This window comes from Hyphobacterium vulgare, from assembly GCF_042643335.1.
In the GTDB taxonomy this organism is placed as follows: Bacteria; Pseudomonadota; Alphaproteobacteria; order Caulobacterales; family Maricaulaceae; genus Hyphobacterium; species Hyphobacterium vulgare.
Genome location: NZ_JBHRSV010000026.1, coordinates 56,693 through 73,349, shown reverse-complemented (window position 1 = coordinate 73,349; position 16,657 = coordinate 56,693). Strand labels below are relative to the sequence as shown.

The window sequence follows — 16,657 nt, the reverse complement described above, 5'->3', positions numbered from 1 at the left end:
AACGAGGCCGCCATTGCGGCGATGGCCATCGGTATGGCGGCCAAGGGCCTGCGGCCGGTCGCGGAAATCCAGTTCGCCGACTACATCTTCCCGGCGATCGATCAGATCGTCTCGGAGATGAGCCGCATCCGCTACCGCTCCGCCGGCCAGTTCACCCAGCCCATCGTGGTGCGCTCACCCTGGGGCGGCGGCATCCGCGGCGGCCAGACCCACTCGATGAGCCCGGAAGCCTTCTTCACCCACGTGCCGGGCATCAAGGTCGTGATCCCGTCCAACCCGTATGACGCCAAGGGCCTGCTGCTCGCCTCGATCGAGAGCGATGATCCGATCATCTTCTTCGAGCCGAAGCGGATCTATAACGGCCCGTTCGACGGCCAGGCCGACGGCGCGCTGCAATCCTGGGCCAACCACCCCAAGGGCGAGGTGCCGGAAGGCCATTACACGGTCGAACTCGGCAAGGCGGAAATCGTGCGCGAGGGCAGCGCCGTCACGGTCGTGACCTATGGCACGCTGGTCCATGTCGCGCTCGCCGCGGCGGACAAGGCCGGCATCGACGCCGAGGTGATCGATCTGAAGACGCTCACTCCCTACGACATCGAGACCATTTCGGACTCCGTGAAGAAGACCGGCCGCTGCATCGTCGCCAACGAGGCGCCGCGCACGTCCAGCTTTGCCGCCGAACTCGCCGCGCAGATCCAGGAAGACTGCTTCTGGTCGCTGGAAGCGCCGATCCACCGCATCGCGGGATGGGACACCCCCTATCCCCATGCGCATGAATGGTCCTATTTCCCCGGCCAACAGCGCTTCATCAACGCGATGAAGTCCGTGACGGAGACGGTCTGATGGGCCTTTGTGCCCGTGAAAGACACCCCACCCTGACCCTCCCCTCAAGGGGAGGGAATTAGGCGCTGCCCTGCCACTCCCTCCCCCGACGGGGGAGGGCTGGGGTGGGGGGCGTTTTTCGGAACCGAGGTTCGAGATGACGGAATACCGCTACAAGCTTCCCGATGTCGGCGAAGGTGTCGTCGAGGCGGAAATCGTCGAATGGCGCGTCAAGGTCGGTGACATCGTCGTCGAGGACCAGCCCGTCCTCGACGTGATGACCGACAAGGCCACCGTCGAAGTGCCCTGCGCCGTGAACGGCAAGGTCACCAAGATCGTCGGCGAACCCGGCGACGTGATCCCGGTCGGCACCGAAATCCTTTTCATCGAGACCGATGCGGCCAGCGCCGAAGCGGCGAAGGACGAGGCAGCCGAGGCCCCAAAGGCCGACAACGATGTTCCTCCCCCGCCTGCGGGGGAGGTGTCGACGAAGTCGACGGAGGGGGGAAAGCCCGCTGAGGAGAAATCCCCCCCTCGGCCGGCCGAGCCGGCCACTCCCCCCGCAAGCGGAGGGAGAAAAGCCGTCACAGCCCCGTCCGGTCAGCGTCCGCTGGCCAGCCCGGCCGTGCGCCAGCGCGCCCTGGAACTGGACGTCGATCTCGCCGCCGTGCCGGGCACGGGTCCGGCGGGGCGGATCACGCACAATGATCTTGATGACTTCATCGCCGCCGGCGGCCGCCTGATCTCGAAGACGGGCGGCGGGAGTGCCGGCCGCGCGCCACGCACCGGCGTCGAGGAAAAGAAGGTCATCGGACTCAGGCGCAAGATCGCCGAGAACATGCAGAAGGCGATGCGCGACATTCCGCACATCGCCTATGTCGAGGAAATCGACGTCACCGCGCTCGAGGATCTGCGCCAGCATCTGAACGCCACGAAGCGGGACGATCAGCCCAAGCTGACCTTCATTCCCTTCCTCGTCGCGGCCCTGTGCAAGGCGCTGCCCGGCACGCCGCAGGCCAACGCCCACTATGACGGCGATGCCGGCGTGCTGAAGCAGTATGAGGGTGTCCATATGGGCATCGCTGCGGCGACGCCGAACGGCCTCATGGTGCCGGTCATCCGCCATGCCGAGGCGATGGATGTGTGGGAGATCGCCGCCGAGCTCGGCCGTCTCGCCAAGGCCGCCCGCGACGGCAAGGCTTCGCGCGACGAGCTCTCCGGCTCGACCATCACCATCACCTCGCTGGGCGCGATCGGCGGGCTCGTGACGACTCCGGTGATCAATGCGCCGGAAACGGCGATCATCGGCGTCAACAAGATGCAGGAATTGCCGCGCTTCGATGCCGGCGGCCGCGTCGTGCCGAAGAAGCTGATGAACCTCTCCTCCAGCTTCGATCACCGCATCGTCGACGGCTATGACGCCGCGGTCCTGATCCAGAAGGTGAAGTCCTATCTCGAAAACCCGGCGACGCTGTTTATGTGACCCTGCTTTGGCAGGGTCATTCCCGCGCAGGCGGGAATCCAGAGCGGCGGACAGACTGGACTCCCGCCTTCGCGGGAGTGACGATTTGGCTTCGTTCAAAGGATGTGCCCCGGATTTAGTCCGGGGCCTAGCGTCCGTGCGAACGTGCCACCGACTGTAGGTCCCGGCACAAGGCCGGGACGGATTCCTGTTCTAAAATGGAACCTCCCCGCCTAATCTTGAAACATGAATTGGTCGTGGCGCTTCTTTGGTGGGTTCGTCGACCGTTTTCCGGTCAGCCTTCTGATCTTCGTATTCTGGGCCATTGCGCTGCGCGTGTTCGGTCAGTCGATCCCCGACGGTCCGATGGTTGCCATTCAGATTGGATCCTTCTTCCTGCTTTTGATCTGGATGCTGATTTCGATCGCCCGGTCCGGCATGCAGTCACCTGAACCGCATTGGACCATCCGCCTCTGGTCGATCTTCGACCGCCCGCGTCATCCCGATGAAGATCGGGATCCAGAGCAGTGGTGAATCTGGATTCCGGCGTTCGCCGGAATGACGCTCCTCACACCAACGTGACACCGCGTCAGCGCTGAGCATGGCAGTCTCCCCGGCAGAAGAGGGGAGTGCCATGAAAGCCATCCTGACCGCCGCGATTGTCAGCCTCGCGGCCGCGCCCGCCTTCGCGCAAGTGACCGGCGCGGAAACCCGCCGCTGCGGCAATTACGGCCAGCCCGCCCAGGACATGCCGGAAGAGTTCGGCCAATTCGCCTTCCTGATCGGCGATTTCGACGTCGGTTCCGAGCCCTGGGATGCCGGGACGGGCAGCTGGGGCGAACCGCAGTACTACGCCCGCTGGAACGGCTATTACGGTTTCGGCGGCCGGGCGATCTTCGACGAGTGGTATGACCCGGGCTATGGCTATCGCGACGGAGCGGGAGCCGGGATCAATATCCGGCTCTGGGATCCCGCGGCCGGTCTCTGGAAGACGGCCTGGCACTACACGGCCAACAACGAGGTCCGCGAACTGCACCAGCAGGTTCGCGAGGATGGCCGGCTCTGGCTGTGGCAGGTCTATCCCGAGGCCCCGGAACGCCGGGTTTTCTTCGAAACCTACGACAATGGCGAGTGGGCCCGGATCAGCCAGGTCCAGGACGAGGTGACCGGGGAATGGGTCAACAGCGTCCGCCTTCACGCCCGCCCGGCGGATTGCGGCTGAAGGCTTGGCCCCCCTCTTCCCCCGGATGGGGGAGGTGCCCCGGATCTGGTCCGGGGTCGGTCATTCACCCCACCCCGATGCTGCGCATCGACCCTCCCCATCAAGGGGAGGGAGGGCGTGTAATCACGCGGCCGGGGCAGCAACCGGAACCGAGCCGCGCCCCCGGCGTTCACCTCCCAGGTCACAAAGGGAGTCTGAACCATGGGCGCTTTCGGAATTTTCCTGATCGGTACCGTCCTCGCCGTCGCCGGGGTCAGCTATGGCCTTTACGCCGTGGGCGTCGGCACGACCTGGATCGTGGTCGCGGACCTGATCCTCGTCGGGATTGCGGTCGCCTCCGGCGCGGGCCTGACCCGGCGCAAGAAGAGCGACACCACGAATGTGAATGTCGAGGCGGGCGACTCCTCGCCGGGCCACTGACACCCGGCCTCCCTCCCGTGCAGGGGCGCCGTGCGGTTTTGACCGCGCCGGCGCCCTTTTCGTATACGCGTCCAGCGTCTACACCTCGCGGCGAACGCGAACAGAGAAGGGCGTGTCATGAAGGAACTGACCTGTCAGGTGCTCGTCGTCGGTGGCGGTCCGGGCGGATATCCCGCCGCGATCCGCGCGGGCCAGCTGGGCCTCGACACCATCATCGTCGACCGCGACGGTCTGGGCGGCACCTGCCTCAACCGGGGCTGCATCCCGTCGAAAGCCTTCATCCACGCCGCGACCAAATACGCCGAGATGATGGAACATGTCGGGGACGGCGCGCTGGGCATTTCCCTGTCCGAAGCCCCGAAATTCGACATGGCCGGCCTCACCGGCTGGAAGGACACCATCGTCAAGAAGCTGACCGGCGGCGTCGCCCAGCTCCTCAAGGCCGCCAAGGTCCGCGCCATCGACGGCTGGGCCAAATTCGAGGACGCGAAGACCTGCATGGTCGAGACCTCGGACGGTGAGACGCTGAAGATCACGGCGCAGAATGTCGTCCTCGCCACCGGCTCGGTCGAGGTTGAACTGCCCTTCCTGCCCTTCGGCAAGAAAGTCATCGGCTCCACCGGCGCGCTCGAACTCACTGAATTGCCGAAGAAGCTGGTCGTGGTCGGTGCGGGCTATATCGGCCTCGAACTTGGCATCGCCTTCCGCAAGCTCGGCTCCGAGGTTACCTTCATCGAGGCGCTCGACCGCATCCTGCCGCTCTACGACAAGGAGCTGGTCCGCCCGGTCACCCGCTGGCTGAAGGAACACAAGGTCGACGTCCAGCTGTCCTGCAAGGCCAGGGGCGTGGCCGAGAAGGGCGGCAAGACCGTCCTCGAATACGACAACGAAAAGGGCGAGACGCAGACCATCGAGGCCGATGCCATCCTCGTCGCGGTCGGCCGCAAACCGCTGACCGCGGGCTGGGGCCTCGAGAAAATGGGCATCCCGCTGTCGGGCAAATACATCAAGGTCAATGAGCGCTGCGAGACCGGCATGCGCGGCGTCTACGCCATCGGCGACCTGGCCGGCGAGCCGCTGCTGGCCCACCGCGCCACGGCGCAGGGCGAGCGCGTCGCGGAAATCATCGCCGGTCACAAGACGGCGTTCGATCCCGTCTCTATCGCCGCGGTCTGCTTCACAGAGCCGGAACTGGTCGGGGTCGGCCTGTCGCCGGACGAGGCGAAGGAGAAGGGCGAGACCGTCATCACCGGCAAATTCCCGCTCGCCGCGAATGGCCGCTACCTCTCCATGGAAGGCGGCAGTGATGGCGGCTTCATCCGCGTCACGGCGCGCGAAAGCGACCATGTCATCCTCGGCATTCACGCCGTCGGCAAGCATGTCTCGGAATTGTCGGGCGAATTCGCGCTGGCGATCGAGATGGGCGCGCGCCTGGAAGACGTCGCCGGCACGGTCCACGTCCACCCGACGCTGACCGAGGGCTTCGCCGAGGCCTGCCTCGCCGCGCTCGGCCACCCGATCCACATCTCGGCCTGATCCGATGACGACCGGGTTGGGGGCGAAATCCTACGAAACCGCCTTCCGGACGCGCCGCATCGCGCAGCCGGAGGACATCGATTTCATGGGCCACGTCAACAACCTCGTCTATCTGCGCTGGGCGGCCGAAGTGGCGGGCCAGCACTGGATGACAGTCGCGTCTCCGGAGATGCAGGCGATGGGGCTGTGGGTCGTGCTGCGCCACGAGATCGATTATCGCGGAGAACTGGTTGAGGGCGACGAGGTCGAGATCTCGACCTGGCTGGGCGAGGCCAAGGGCGCGCGCTATGGCCGCCATATCGACATCCGCAAGCCCGGTGCGGCGAAACCGTCGGCCTCGGTCCACACCGTCTGGGGTTATATCGATACCGCGACGCGCCGCCCCAAACGCGTCCCGCCGGAAGTCTTCGAAACGTTTGGGCTTTCTCCGGAAGGCTAGCGCGTCTCGCTGACCTGCAGCACCGCCCGGGCGTCGCCATCCTTCGCGCCGACCCAGATCGCGTATTCGCCCTCGGCCGGGTCATCGAACACGATCCGCGGGTCATTCCCGCCTGCGCTGTCGTCGTCGCAATGCCAGTTGCCGTCGGGTCCGTGCACGACGAGAACCGTGTCGAACACCGAATCCGCCGCGACCGTCAGGGCCGAGCCGTCGGATCGGTAGTCCACCCGGAAATCGGGGGCGATGGCGATCAGGCCGGTACACCCGTCGCCGAGTTCGCTCGCGTCCAGCGTGCCGCCCGCCGTCAGGCTGACGGTGAACGGATTGGGTTCGAACCCGGCCTCCAGCGTGGTCTGGCCATAGGTCGCACCATAACGGGGCGGCTGGGCATCGGCGTACGCCGACATCATCGCGGCAACTCCGGTCAGCAAAACGATCAGCCTGATCATCGGCATCCTCCTCTGCAGATGACAAGAAGTTAACTTATAACATTGCGGCCAAAATGGGGTGCGCCAACGAAAACGGCCCCGCCAAAGGGCAGGGCCGTTCTCATGCCGGAAGTCGACGGGTCTAGAAGCCGAGTTCGGAAATCCGCAGCGTGGCGGAGTGGTTGCCGCCGTTATAGGAGCCGACCCAGATGTCATACTGGCCCGACATCGGACCGTAGAACTGGATCGCCGGATTCAGACTGCCGCCCGAGTCATCGTCGCAGTGCCAGCTGCCATCCGGCGCGTTGATGATCAGCGTGGTGTCGCCGCCGGAGATCGCCGAGAAGAACAGGTCGAAGCTGCCGGCCTGGTAGTTCAGACGGAAATCAGGCGCGTCGGTGATCGTGCCGCGGCAATTGCCGCCGATCGACATGCTGGAATCGATATTGCCGCCAGAGAGGATCTGGACGGTGTAGGGGTCCGGCGTGAAACCGGCCGTCAGGCTCACCGAACCGAAATTCGGGTTGAGCGAGAAATTTTGAGCGGACGCATCCGCAGCGCAGAACGCGGCGGAAGCCGCGGCCAGCGCAATGACGATTTTCATCGAGAATGCCTTTCAAGACATGGGTTGGAACACACGGAGCCCCGGTCGGACAGTCCCCTCGCAACCGGTGAACGGGTTTCCATTGACGATATTTAGCGAAGCGATTTGAGAAAGATAGAGAGATTTTCTTTGGTGAATGCCCCGTCTTTGAGGCGGGGCATTCACGCAATCGGCCGGTAGACCGGATCAGAAGCCGAGTTCGGAAATCCGCAGCGTTGCGTTGTGGTTGCCGCCGCCAAACGACCCGATCCAGATATCGTACTGGCCGGCCATCGGCTCGGCGAAGATGATCGCCGGGTTCAGATCGCCGCCGCTGTCATCGTCGCAATGCCAGCTGCCGTCGGGAGCGTTCACGACCAGAGTCGTGTCGCCGCTCGAGACCGCCGACAGGAAGAGTTCGAATCCGCCGGGCTGGTATTCCAGCCGGAAGTCCGGCGCGTCGGTGATCATGCCGCGGCAGCCGCCGCCGATCTGTGCACCGGCATCGATATTGCCGCCGGACACGATCTGGACGGTGTAGGGATCGGGCGTGAAGCCGGCGACCAGACCGACAGTCCCGAAATTCGGGTCGAGTGACACATTCTGGGCGGAGGCGTTCGCGCCGAACAGGGCGGCAGCGGACACGGCAATCGCGAAGGCAAGTCTCATCAGTGGAGCCTTTCAGGGCAAAGGGAACACGGGCAACCCGGTCGGACCTATCCCCTCGCGACCGGTGATCGGGCTTCCTGCGACTCTTCTGGCATTCAATTGCGGCGATGCGAAGGGCAAGTCGGGCACCGCTGCACAATGTCAGCGGGTTACGTAATCCGGTCTCTTGATCCTGCGGCGAATTCTGGCCTGATGCACACCATGGGACACGGGCATGATCATCATCACGGGCACGGGCACGGCCATCCCCATCACGGGGATGGCGAACGCCGCACGCTGATCGCGGCCTGCCTGACCGGTGCCTTCATGATCGCGGAAGTGATCGGCGGGCTGTGGACGGGGTCGCTCGCCCTGCTCGCCGACGCGGCGCACATGCTGGCCGATACCGGCGCGCTGGCGCTCGCCTTCTTCGCCTTCCGCCTGTCGCGGCGGCCGGCCGATGACAAGCGCACCTTCGGCTATGACCGCTTCCAGATCGTCGCGGCCTTCGCCAATGGCGTGATGCTGTTCATGCTCGCACTGTGGATCGTCGTCGAGGCGATCGAGCGTGCCGGGTCGCAGCGCGACATTGCCGGCGGTCCGATGGCGGTGATTGCCGGGCTGGGCCTGCTGGTGAACATCGCCGCCTTCGCCGTGCTGCATGGCGGCGACCGCGAGAATCTGAACATGCGCGGCGCGCTCGCCCACGTGGCCGGCGACATCCTGGGATCGGTGGCCGCGCTCACGGCCGCGGCCGTGATCCTGTTCACCGGCTGGATGCCGATCGACCCGATCCTGTCGGTCCTGATCGCCCTGCTGATCGGCCGCGCTGCGCTCGACCTTGCCATCCGCTCGGGCCGGATCCTGCTCGAATCGGTGCCCGATGGCATTGACCCCGCCATTCTCGGCGCGGACCTGACCAACAACACCGACGGGGTCGTCAAAATCCATCACATGCATCTCTGGTGCATCACGCCGGGCCGGCCGATGGCGACGATGCACGCCGTGCTGACGGCGGAGGCTTGCGAGATCAAGACGGTTTCCGCGCTGCGCCGCCGCCTGACGGAGCATCACGGCATCGCCCACATCACGATCGAGGTCGAGCGGGAATAGCTACCCGTCCAGCGCCTCTGCGAAGAAGGCGATCGCCGCGTCGGTCGGAAACACCGGGTCGTGCCCGCTCGGCGCGGTTTCGATCACCTCGTACGGCGCGCCGGCCTCGCCCATCACCTCGGCCATGCGCGCGGCCTGGTTCGGCGGCACGATCGGATCGTCCGGCGAGAACACGATCAGGAAGGGCGGGTCCTCCGCATCGACATGGGTGACGGGAGAGGCCGCGACATGTGGCGGCATGCGCTGTTCATACCAGTTGTCGGGCCCGTACCAGACCTCGCCGACATAGCTGGTGATGGTCTGCGCGCCATAAGCCGAAACGTTTTCAGGATCGAGCGTCAGGTCGAACGGTGCTGCCAGCGTGACGACCGCCTGCACCGCGGCGCTGGTCTGGTCGATCGGGTCGAGCCCGTTGCCCGGGGCGTCGTCCATCACGCCGACCATGGCGGCGAGGTTCGCGCCCGAGGAATGGCCGAGAATCCCGATCCGGTCGGGATCGATCCCGAAGGCGTCGGCATTGGCGCGCACGAAGCGTACCGACCGCCGGGCGTCATGCACCGGGTCGGGGAAACGGAAGCCGGGATGCGAGCGGTGATTGATCACGAAGACGGTAAAGCCCGCCTCGGTCAGGTCATGCACGGCACCGCGGATATAGTCGCGCGGCGCGAGATCCTTCAGCGGCGGCGCGGAATGGATCGGCGGGCCGTACCAGCCCGACCCGGGGATGACCACGATGCCGACGCCGCGCGCCAGTTCCGGGTGGTAGACATCCATCAGCAGCGCCGTTCCCGACACCATGCCGTAGACGATATTGGACTGGTCCGGCGTCATCTGCGGGGGAGCGTCCTGCGCCCGGGCGGACGACAGAACGAGCGGAGCGGCGATCAGGGCCGCCAGGACAAGCCGTTTCATGGATATTCCCCAGAGTGGCGCATTCAGACCGGCACAGTCTGGCACGTCCATGTGACAGCAGAAATGCCCGCCACCCGTCAGTCTGTCAGGTGCAGCGCGGAGCCGGCCTGTTTCGCGGCGGCATTGAGCTGTTCCAGCGTCCGGGGATCGAGCGGAATGCCCTGAACCGAGCGCTTGGCGCGCCGTGCCCGCTCCGGGTCGCCGGGCATCAGCACCGGCGCGTCCCAGTCGGCGGGCAGCGAGGCGAGGGCGTAGGTCATCATCGCGTCCATTTCCGCCTCCATCGCGTCCTCGTCGCCGAAGCTCGCCGGGTCGATCAGGATGGAGAGAAGCTGGTTCTGGATCCCGCCGCGCCGGGGATTACCCGGCTGGATCGTGCCGCCGCCCGACAGCGCCCCGGCCAGCAATTCCGCAGCGAAGGCCAGGCCATATCCCTTGTGGTCGCCGAACGGGGCCAGCGCGCCGCGCATCTCGAAGCCGGCAAAGCCCGAGGGATCGTCGGTCGGCTGGCCGTTTTCGTCGAGGATCGAGCCGAACGGGACGCGCTTGCCCTGGTTCGCCGCGACGCGCGCCTTGCCGAGCGCGATCCGGCTGGTCGCCATGTCGAGCAGGAACATCGCCCGGCCCGGCGTCGCGGGCAGGGCAATGCACACCGGATTGGTCCCGAAGCGCGCATCCGATCCGCGATACGGCGCGACCATCGGGTCATGGTCGGTGACATTGACGAAATGGATCGAGATCAGCCCAGCCTGCGCGGCCATCTCGCCATACGCGCCGATCCGACCGAGATGGTGCGCGTTCGACAGCGTGACCGCCGCAACCCCCATCGTCCGCGCCAGCGCCGCGCCTTCGGTCATGGCGATCTCGCCGGCCGGGCGGCCCCAGCCGCGCTGCGCGTCGAGCTTCACCACCGCGCCGTGCCGGTGGACGACCTCCGCGTTTGTGTCGAGGCTGACGAGGCCCGATTGCGCGTGCTTCACATAGGCCGGGAGCAGGCCGACCCCGTGGCTGTCATGCCCGCCGAGATTGGCATCGACGAGATGGGCCGCCACGGCTCGGGCATCGCCTTCACACGCGCCGGCCCGGGCGAGCACGTCGCAGGTGAAGGCGGTCAGCGCTTCGGCTTGTATTCGCGTGTCGGTCGAATCCATTGTGTCACGAAGATTACCGGGAAGGGCGATGGAAACCTACGGGGCAGATGCGGTGGTCGTCGGGGCGGGCGTGATCGGGCTCGCCATCGCCCGGGCGCTGGCCCGGCGCGGCCGCGACGTCGTTGTGCTGGAAGCCCAGCCGCGCATCGGTTCGGTCACCTCGGCGCGCAATTCCGAAGTCATCCATGCCGGCATCTATTACCCGGAAACCTCGCTGAAGGTCCGGACCTGCGTCGCCGGCCGGCGAGCGCTCTACGCCTTCCTCGAAACCCGCGGCATCCCGCATCGCAAGTGCGGCAAGCTGATCGTCGCGCTGTCGGACGGCGAAGTCCCGGCCATCGAGGCGCTGCACGCGCGCGGAACCGCGAATGGCGTCGAAGGGCTGGAACGGGTCTCGGCGGCCTCGGCCCGCACCTTGGAGCCTGCCTTGTCGCCGGGCGTGCGCGCTGCGCTGGTCTCGCCGGAGACCGGCATACTCGACAGCCATGCCTTCATGGCCGCGCTGCAGGGAGAGCTGGAGGATGCCGGCGGCCGTGTGGCGCTCTCCACGCCGTTCGAGCGCGCGGAGAAAACACCGGACGGTTTCGACGTGTTCACCGGCGGCTTGTCTGCTGTCCGTCTGCGATGCCGCACTTTGGTCAATGCGGCGGGGCTGGGATCGGAGGCGATCGCCCGCTCCATCGAAGGCCTCGATCCCGCGCACATTCCGGTTCTGCGCTACGCTCGCGGCCGCTATTTCACCGCGCCGGGGCGCTGCCCCTTCCAGCGCCTGATCTATCCCGCCCCGGTCGAGGGCGGGCTCGGCACGCACCTCACCTTCGATCTCGGCGGGGCGATGCGCTTCGGCCCGGACGTGGAGTGGATCGATGCGCCGGACGGCTACGCGGTCGATCCCGCCCTGGCACCCGATTTCGAGGCCGCCGCCCGCCGCTTCTGGCCCGGCGCCCGGCCCGGCAGCTTCCAGCCCGGCTATGCCGGCATCCGCCCGAAACTCTCCGGTCCGGGCGAGCCAGCCGCCGATTTCCGTATCGACGGACCGGACTCTCACGGCATTGCAGGCCTCGTCTGCCTGCACGGGATCGAGTCGCCGGGTCTCACGGCATCCCTCGCCCTGGCAGACGTGGTGGCGTCCTGTCTCGGGGTGGAATGACCATCTTGCATGACCGGGACGTGCGGCGTATATCGCCCCTTCTCGCCTCCGGGCGGGGCCGGTGTGGCGGGGTAGCTCAGCTGGTTAGAGCAGCGGAATCATAATCCGCGTGTCGGGGGTTCAAGTCCCTCTCCCGCTACCACATCCCGTTTCAAAATATGGTAGATTGTGCTCGGGTATCTCAACCGAAGTCGATCATGCTTAGCCTGCTTGCATTCTTAATTGGTGCTCTTCTCTGGTGGCTCTCCGGCTTCGGCAGCTCGGAACATGGGCTTGTCCGGATTTGGGTTCGGATTCTATCGGTCTTGGCTTTTGTCGCGTCGGTCTTGTTCTCGGCGTATGGTCCAGCGCGGGATTTTGGGGGCTGCCATACCGATTGGGATGGCCGGTCAAATCCGCAAGTTTGTCGATAGACCCCGGGAGAATCCTTTGAAGAACCTCGCAATGAACTTGGCAGCTATCACCGGATTGGCAGTGCTTGTGGTGTTTTTTGGGGTTGCGATCTGGTGGAACTGGGTCAGGCCTGTTCAGGAAAATAATCAAGCGGCTGCAGCGTTCGATCGCTTTCGCATCGAGGTTGAAGAGGGTGGCGGGCAGATTGTTCTGGTTTCGCGTTGTGTGAATTGGTTTGATCCGTTTACGTGGGGCGGCGTGCCATGTGCCGCTGACGGCGCAATTGAATTGCAAAGTACCTTTTTCGGATACGTTCGATGGCGGGATAGGGGACGCCGCATCTCCCACGCGTACTCACTGGTCAATTGCTCCGAGGGGCGATGGCAAACGTTTACATCTGACCAATGGGTTGATCTTCGTGTTGATCACCAGTTCGATGTTTGGGGTCGCCCAACTCCAGAAAGTTTCAGTGAGATCGGACCATTGGGAGCGATTGCGATCGCTCAACAATTAGAGCCCGAACCGATGACTGAACACGAGCGAGAGTTGCTCTGCGACTGAAAAGCAGCAATTTTTTGAACCGTATTTGTGCCCCTGGTTCCCCGCTCGACCCTGGCGTGCGGCCTGCTAGGCTCTGTCCCGGTCTGGGCGGGCCAAGCGGGAAGTCGACCATGAAGTCTTGGATCATCGTTGCGGTCAGTCTCGCCGGTGCCGTTCTTTCAGCCGGTGCAAACGCCCAGGACGCCGACCTGCGCGCGATCTTTACCGCACCGATCTGGATCGAACGGTCCGAAGAGGCGACGTCGATCCCGATCGGGATCCGGATGGACAAGCTCTTCATCGACGCGGCGATCAACGGCGAGACCCGCGAATTCATCTTCGATACCGGCTCGCCGACCCTGATCACCCGGGACTTCGCGGACCAACTGGGTCTGGTGACGCTGGCGCAGAACACCGGTACCGATGCCCACGGTGCGCGGGTCACGATGGACGTCGCCGTCGCCGAGACCCTGACGCTGGGCGGGTTGACCTTTTCCAATGTCCCGGTCCTGATCTTCGATCCCTCGACGCTGGAGCTTGGCCCCTGCGTCTTTGATGGCGGCGTGATCGGTTCGGAAATCTTTCCCGGCAGCGTCTGGCGGATCGATACGGCAAACCTTTCGCTCACTATCGCCAGCGGGGCGCCGCCCGAGACCCCTGCCGTGACCGCGCCCCTGTCCGACTTCGGCTATCCCCACGCGCCCATCATTGACTACCGGATCGGCGATCTTGCCGACCGCGCTCTTTTCGATACCGGCAGCGCGGAGGCCGTCACGCTGTTCACCCAGGTCGCGGACGCGCTCCCGGTGCGCCCGCATCTGGCCGCGATCCGTGAGGGGCGGGGCATCGAGGGCGTATCGGCGGGCGGGGCGAGCGAGGTCGGTGACCTCCTTCGCTTCACGCTTGAGGAACTCGAACTCGGCGGGGTGAATATCGGTCCGCTGGACGGGACGGTCCGGCAGATGCCGCCGACACTCGTCGGTGCCGGACTCCTCTCCCGCTTTGTCGTGACGCTCGACTATGTAAACGGTGAATTCCTGCTGACCGAACGCGGCACGCCGGAACCGCGTGCCCCTCATGCCGGGTTTTCGATCAGTTACGAGAATGGCGAGGCGCGCGTGGCGCAATTGTTCGAGGGCTCGCCGGCGGCCGAGGCTGGTCTCGAACTCGGCGACCATGTGACCGCGATCGATGGCCGCTCGACGCGCATCGGCGAAGACAATCCGCTGTGTTCCGCCGCGCTGTGGCTCGCGGATAGCTTCGATCCCGCCGCAGTCAGGACGCTGGAAGTCGAACGTCGCGACGGAGAGGTGCAGATTATCGAAATCGCGAACCGTCCGACCCGGACCCGCTGATCCGCCCCGAAAATTCTTGCATAACCCGTTCATTGTGCCGTCAGATCGACCGCAGCAGGATCCGTCCGTGAAACGGAAACGCAGGGGGGAAGATGCGTCTCGACCGTTGGTTTAACGGGCTTCGGCCCGCCGCATTCGCGATTGCCGCCGCCACAATGGCCGCGGCGACGCCGGCCGCTGCGCAGGTCAGTGCGCAATTGTCCGCGCAACTCGACACCGACGCGCTGCGCGTTGGTGCCTCGATGGCGGACCTCACTGCACCGCAATTGCGGGCCGACATCCTGCGCTCGCCGCTCTTCATCGCCGAAATCGATACCGAGGCGCTGATGCAGGGCGGTCCGGTGGCGATCGAGCTGGAGGCCGGGGTCGAACTCGACCTCCAGCAATACCTCGCCGGCACGCGCCTGACGAACCAGCCGCTTCTCGCGATTGCAACGGCCGAGCCGGCGCGCCTGAACCTGGCCGGTCCGGCCCGGTTCACCGAGCAGATGTTCGTCATGGAAGACCGGATCATTGTCTCGCGAGAGGCGGTGCTTCAGGTCACGCCGGAAACCTGCGGTCTTTCGGCGCGACGCGAGCGCCAGCGCCCCGGCGGCCGCTCCGGCATGGCAGGCGCGATTCGCGAAGAGTTGGGCATCGTGACCACCGCCCGCGAAGAGCTGTGCTTCCTGCCCGGCGAGCGTTCGCTCGAGGAACTGGCCGACGCGGCCAATGAAGGCGGCCGCCCGGTGATCGTCGACCCGTCCGAAATCCTGACGCCCCGCCTGCAGCGGCAATCGCGGGAGATCCAGGGCGGGACGCGCCTGCTTCTGCCGCCCACCCGCGACGACGTCTCGGCCGAAGCGGCCGAAATCCGCGCCGAACTGGCCCGCATGAACCCGGATGCCGAGTTCAGGCGCGGGATCACGGTGCGCGAAGCCCAGGCGCTGGGCGACGGCCAGCTGATCCGCCTTGATGCCAATGGTGACGAACGCGTCATCACCCATGTCAGCATCATCCCGCTCGCGCCGCGCACGTCTGAGCTTCAGCCGTTCGACCGCCGCCTCGATGACGCGGCGCTTGGACGCGGTTTCGGCCTTGACCGGCCGATCGGACCGCGCCTTCAGGTATTGCCGCCGGCGCTCGCACCCTATTCCCTGACGCAGCGTTCGCTTCGCCCCGATCGGCAGATCCGCACCGTGCCGCCCGGACAGTTGCAGCTCCTGCCTGAAATCGAAGAGGTCGAACGCGCGGCACCGGGCGGAACCCTGCGGACCATCGGCCCGGTCAATCCGCGTACGCTGACGATTCAACGCCTGCCGGGGACCGAGCCGCGCGAACGCGAACCGATCAACCGTCAACGCATCAGCCACTCGGCGAACTACTATTTCATCACCGGCTTCACGCTGTCGGACCGGATCGAGGAGCGGTTCCGCCACACCTTCAACCGGCGCAAGAACTACTATGTCGGGTTCGAATACAGCATCGGCTACGCCGCCGGGCTGCGTTTCCCATTCCGTGTCGAAGTCGAAAACGAAACCTTCTTCAGCCAGGACCCGCAGACACGGCTCTGGAATGCGGAGAACTTCCAGTTCCGGGTCAATGCTGAAGCACGCCAGGACACGCTCGAAGGCGGTTCGATCTACCGCGCGGCCGGCATGCCGCAGGACCTGATCCTCGGCGACCGCGAGTTCACCTTCGGTCTTTGGGCGCGCTGCCAGTTCCAGGCGCGCGTTCCGGTGATCAAGACGATCCGGATCAACTGTCCCTCCGTAGAGGTACCGCGCGCGGGTACGTGCCCGAACTGGGCGTGCGCGGATTTCACGCCGCCGATCGGCCGCCGCACCCTGATCGCCCAGCCGCGCCTGCCCGCGGACGTCACCCGCCTGCAGATCGATGCGTGGGTTGTCCGGGCCGGGATCGAACCCGGCGTGAACGTCTACGCCGCGAACGCCGAATTCTCGCTGCGGGCCAATGCGGAAGATGGCCGCTTCGCCGCACCGGGCTCCGCATCGACGGCCGCCGAGTGTGCGCCGCAGATCCGCGGCGATCCCCGCCGGTCGAATATCCGGCTGCCCTCCGGCGATTGCCGGCTGGTGTTTGCCTCGCGCTATGACGCCAGCCGCCCGATGATGTTCCAGCTCGACCTTGGCGAGCCGGGCACCAGCCGCCTGCCGGGCGTGACGCTGTCGGATCCGGAATACAGCTTCACGATGGAATTCGTTCCGGTGCTCGAACTTTTCGCCGAACTCGATCTTGCCTTCGCGCGCTGGCGGGTCAGCCACGAATTCGAGATTGCCGGCCTGACGATCCGTCAGGACATGCGCTTCACGCACCACGACCGGACAAGGGAAACCGGCGAGATCGGCTTCTGCGGGCCCCGGGATGCAGGCGCGCCGGGATGCAGCCGCGCGGCCGGATTCGTCTTTCATCCGATCCAGGTCGATACGGGCGGGCCAGGCTGATGCGCACCGAACAGCCGCGTTAACCCTGTTTCCACTCTC

The 16,657-nt window shown here is 65.6% G+C and carries 17 protein-coding genes and 1 tRNA gene; 13 read left to right on the top strand and 5 right to left on the bottom strand.

Going from position 1 to position 16,657, the window contains the following annotated elements; genetic code table 11:
• From ACFOOR_RS12135 to ACFOOR_RS12105, 7 genes are all read left to right on the top strand, one after another.
• On the top strand, positions 1-843 hold an 843-nt coding region (locus ACFOOR_RS12135), incomplete at its 5' end, for an alpha-ketoacid dehydrogenase subunit beta (RefSeq protein WP_380214656.1).
• 136 nt (positions 844-979) lie between these two features.
• The gene (locus tag ACFOOR_RS12130; protein WP_343165182.1) at positions 980-2,305 is read left to right on the top strand and encodes a dihydrolipoamide acetyltransferase family protein; all 1,326 of its coding nucleotides are present in this window, start codon (positions 980-982) and stop codon (positions 2,303-2,305) included.
• A 225-nt stretch (positions 2,306-2,530) separates the two neighbouring features.
• Positions 2,531-2,818 (top strand): hypothetical protein, encoded by a 288-nt coding sequence (locus ACFOOR_RS12125; RefSeq protein WP_343165181.1) that lies wholly within the window; start codon positions 2,531-2,533, stop codon positions 2,816-2,818.
• 100 nt (positions 2,819-2,918) lie between these two features.
• On the top strand, positions 2,919-3,506 hold the full coding sequence (locus ACFOOR_RS12120; RefSeq protein ID WP_343165180.1) for a hypothetical protein: 588 nt from the start codon (positions 2,919-2,921) through the stop codon (positions 3,504-3,506).
• A 201-nt stretch (positions 3,507-3,707) separates the two neighbouring features.
• Positions 3,708-3,926, top strand: coding sequence for a hypothetical protein (locus ACFOOR_RS12115; protein ID WP_343165179.1), 219 nt, complete (start codon positions 3,708-3,710; stop codon positions 3,924-3,926).
• A 117-nt stretch (positions 3,927-4,043) separates the two neighbouring features.
• Positions 4,044-5,462 (top strand): dihydrolipoyl dehydrogenase, encoded by a 1,419-nt coding sequence (lpdA, locus tag ACFOOR_RS12110; RefSeq protein WP_343165178.1) that lies wholly within the window; start codon positions 4,044-4,046, stop codon positions 5,460-5,462.
• A gap of 4 nt (positions 5,463-5,466) precedes the next feature.
• Positions 5,467-5,901 (top strand): acyl-CoA thioesterase, encoded by a 435-nt coding sequence (locus ACFOOR_RS12105; protein ID WP_343165177.1) that lies wholly within the window; start codon positions 5,467-5,469, stop codon positions 5,899-5,901.
• On the opposite strand, the gene ACFOOR_RS12100 is transcribed toward ACFOOR_RS12105, so the two are convergent.
• From ACFOOR_RS12100 to ACFOOR_RS12090, 3 genes are all read right to left on the bottom strand, one after another.
• Positions 5,898-6,350: a peptidase S1 gene (locus tag ACFOOR_RS12100; RefSeq protein ID WP_343165176.1), complete on the bottom strand. Its 453-nt coding sequence runs from the start codon at positions 6,348-6,350 to the stop codon at positions 5,898-5,900. The two genes, ACFOOR_RS12105 and ACFOOR_RS12100, sit on opposite strands and share 4 nt — an antisense overlap.
• Before the next feature lie 121 nt (positions 6,351-6,471).
• Positions 6,472-6,933, bottom strand: coding sequence for a peptidase S1 (locus tag ACFOOR_RS12095; protein WP_343165175.1), 462 nt, complete (start codon positions 6,931-6,933; stop codon positions 6,472-6,474).
• A 186-nt stretch (positions 6,934-7,119) separates the two neighbouring features.
• Positions 7,120-7,581, bottom strand: a complete 462-nt coding sequence (locus ACFOOR_RS12090; RefSeq protein WP_343165174.1) for a peptidase S1 — start codon at positions 7,579-7,581, stop codon at positions 7,120-7,122.
• Between the two features lie 192 nt (positions 7,582-7,773).
• Here ACFOOR_RS12090 and ACFOOR_RS12085 point away from each other — a divergent pair, with 192 nt between their 5' ends.
• The gene (locus ACFOOR_RS12085; RefSeq protein WP_343165173.1) at positions 7,774-8,673 is read left to right on the top strand and encodes a cation diffusion facilitator family transporter; all 900 of its coding nucleotides are present in this window, start codon (positions 7,774-7,776) and stop codon (positions 8,671-8,673) included.
• On the opposite strand, the gene ACFOOR_RS12080 is transcribed toward ACFOOR_RS12085, so the two are convergent.
• Both ACFOOR_RS12080 and ACFOOR_RS12075 read right to left on the bottom strand, forming a co-directional pair.
• Positions 8,674-9,585, bottom strand: a complete 912-nt coding sequence (locus tag ACFOOR_RS12080) for an alpha/beta hydrolase (protein ID WP_343165172.1) — start codon at positions 9,583-9,585, stop codon at positions 8,674-8,676.
• A 77-nt stretch (positions 9,586-9,662) separates the two neighbouring features.
• Positions 9,663-10,736: a malate/lactate/ureidoglycolate dehydrogenase gene (locus ACFOOR_RS12075; RefSeq protein WP_343165171.1), complete on the bottom strand. Its 1,074-nt coding sequence runs from the start codon at positions 10,734-10,736 to the stop codon at positions 9,663-9,665.
• A gap of 28 nt (positions 10,737-10,764) precedes the next feature.
• Between ACFOOR_RS12075 and ACFOOR_RS12070 the strand changes: the two genes are divergently transcribed.
• The 5 genes from ACFOOR_RS12070 to ACFOOR_RS12050 all read left to right on the top strand — a co-directional run bounded on the left by ACFOOR_RS12070 (position 10,765) and on the right by ACFOOR_RS12050 (position 16,618).
• Positions 10,765-11,886: an NAD(P)/FAD-dependent oxidoreductase gene (locus ACFOOR_RS12070; protein WP_343165170.1), complete on the top strand. Its 1,122-nt coding sequence runs from the start codon at positions 10,765-10,767 to the stop codon at positions 11,884-11,886.
• Between the two features lie 65 nt (positions 11,887-11,951).
• Positions 11,952-12,028, top strand: a tRNA-Met gene (locus ACFOOR_RS12065).
• 287 nt (positions 12,029-12,315) lie between these two features.
• Positions 12,316-12,840 (top strand): hypothetical protein, encoded by a 525-nt coding sequence (locus tag ACFOOR_RS12060; RefSeq protein ID WP_343165169.1) that lies wholly within the window; start codon positions 12,316-12,318, stop codon positions 12,838-12,840.
• Positions 12,841-12,950: 110 nt separating this feature from the next.
• Positions 12,951-14,174, top strand: a complete 1,224-nt coding sequence (locus ACFOOR_RS12055) for an aspartyl protease family protein (RefSeq protein WP_343165168.1) — start codon at positions 12,951-12,953, stop codon at positions 14,172-14,174.
• Between the two features lie 92 nt (positions 14,175-14,266).
• Positions 14,267-16,618: a hypothetical protein gene (locus ACFOOR_RS12050; RefSeq protein WP_343165167.1), complete on the top strand. Its 2,352-nt coding sequence runs from the start codon at positions 14,267-14,269 to the stop codon at positions 16,616-16,618.
• Positions 16,619-16,657: the final 39 nt, after the last annotated feature.

Excerpts from the sequence above, each read along its gene's own strand:
- ACFOOR_RS12115 (WP_343165179.1), top strand. The coding sequence starts at position 3,708 with ATGGGCGCTTTCGGAATTTTCCTGATCGGTACCGTCCTCGCCGTCGCC.
- ACFOOR_RS12105 (WP_343165177.1), top strand. The coding sequence starts at position 5,467 with ATGACGACCGGGTTGGGGGCGAAATCCTACGAAACCGCCTTCCGGACG.
- ACFOOR_RS12090 (WP_343165174.1), bottom strand. The coding sequence starts at position 7,581 with ATGAGACTTGCCTTCGCGATTGCCGTGTCCGCTGCCGCCCTGTTCGGC.
- ACFOOR_RS12070 (WP_343165170.1), top strand. The coding sequence starts at position 10,765 with ATGGAAACCTACGGGGCAGATGCGGTGGTCGTCGGGGCGGGCGTGATC.
- ACFOOR_RS12050 (WP_343165167.1), top strand. The coding sequence starts at position 14,267 with ATGCGTCTCGACCGTTGGTTTAACGGGCTTCGGCCCGCCGCATTCGCG.
- ACFOOR_RS12100 (WP_343165176.1), bottom strand. The coding sequence starts at position 6,350 with ATGATCAGGCTGATCGTTTTGCTGACCGGAGTTGCCGCGATGATGTCG.
- lpdA (WP_343165178.1), top strand. The coding sequence starts at position 4,044 with ATGAAGGAACTGACCTGTCAGGTGCTCGTCGTCGGTGGCGGTCCGGGC.
- ACFOOR_RS12085 (WP_343165173.1), top strand. The coding sequence starts at position 7,774 with ATGCACACCATGGGACACGGGCATGATCATCATCACGGGCACGGGCAC.
- ACFOOR_RS12130 (WP_343165182.1), top strand. The coding sequence starts at position 980 with ATGACGGAATACCGCTACAAGCTTCCCGATGTCGGCGAAGGTGTCGTC.
- ACFOOR_RS12125 (WP_343165181.1), top strand. The coding sequence starts at position 2,531 with ATGAATTGGTCGTGGCGCTTCTTTGGTGGGTTCGTCGACCGTTTTCCG.
- ACFOOR_RS12075 (WP_343165171.1), bottom strand. The coding sequence starts at position 10,736 with ATGGATTCGACCGACACGCGAATACAAGCCGAAGCGCTGACCGCCTTC.
- ACFOOR_RS12080 (WP_343165172.1), bottom strand. The coding sequence starts at position 9,585 with ATGAAACGGCTTGTCCTGGCGGCCCTGATCGCCGCTCCGCTCGTTCTG.
- ACFOOR_RS12120 (WP_343165180.1), top strand. The coding sequence starts at position 2,919 with ATGAAAGCCATCCTGACCGCCGCGATTGTCAGCCTCGCGGCCGCGCCC.
- ACFOOR_RS12055 (WP_343165168.1), top strand. The coding sequence starts at position 12,951 with ATGAAGTCTTGGATCATCGTTGCGGTCAGTCTCGCCGGTGCCGTTCTT.
- ACFOOR_RS12095 (WP_343165175.1), bottom strand. The coding sequence starts at position 6,933 with ATGAAAATCGTCATTGCGCTGGCCGCGGCTTCCGCCGCGTTCTGCGCT.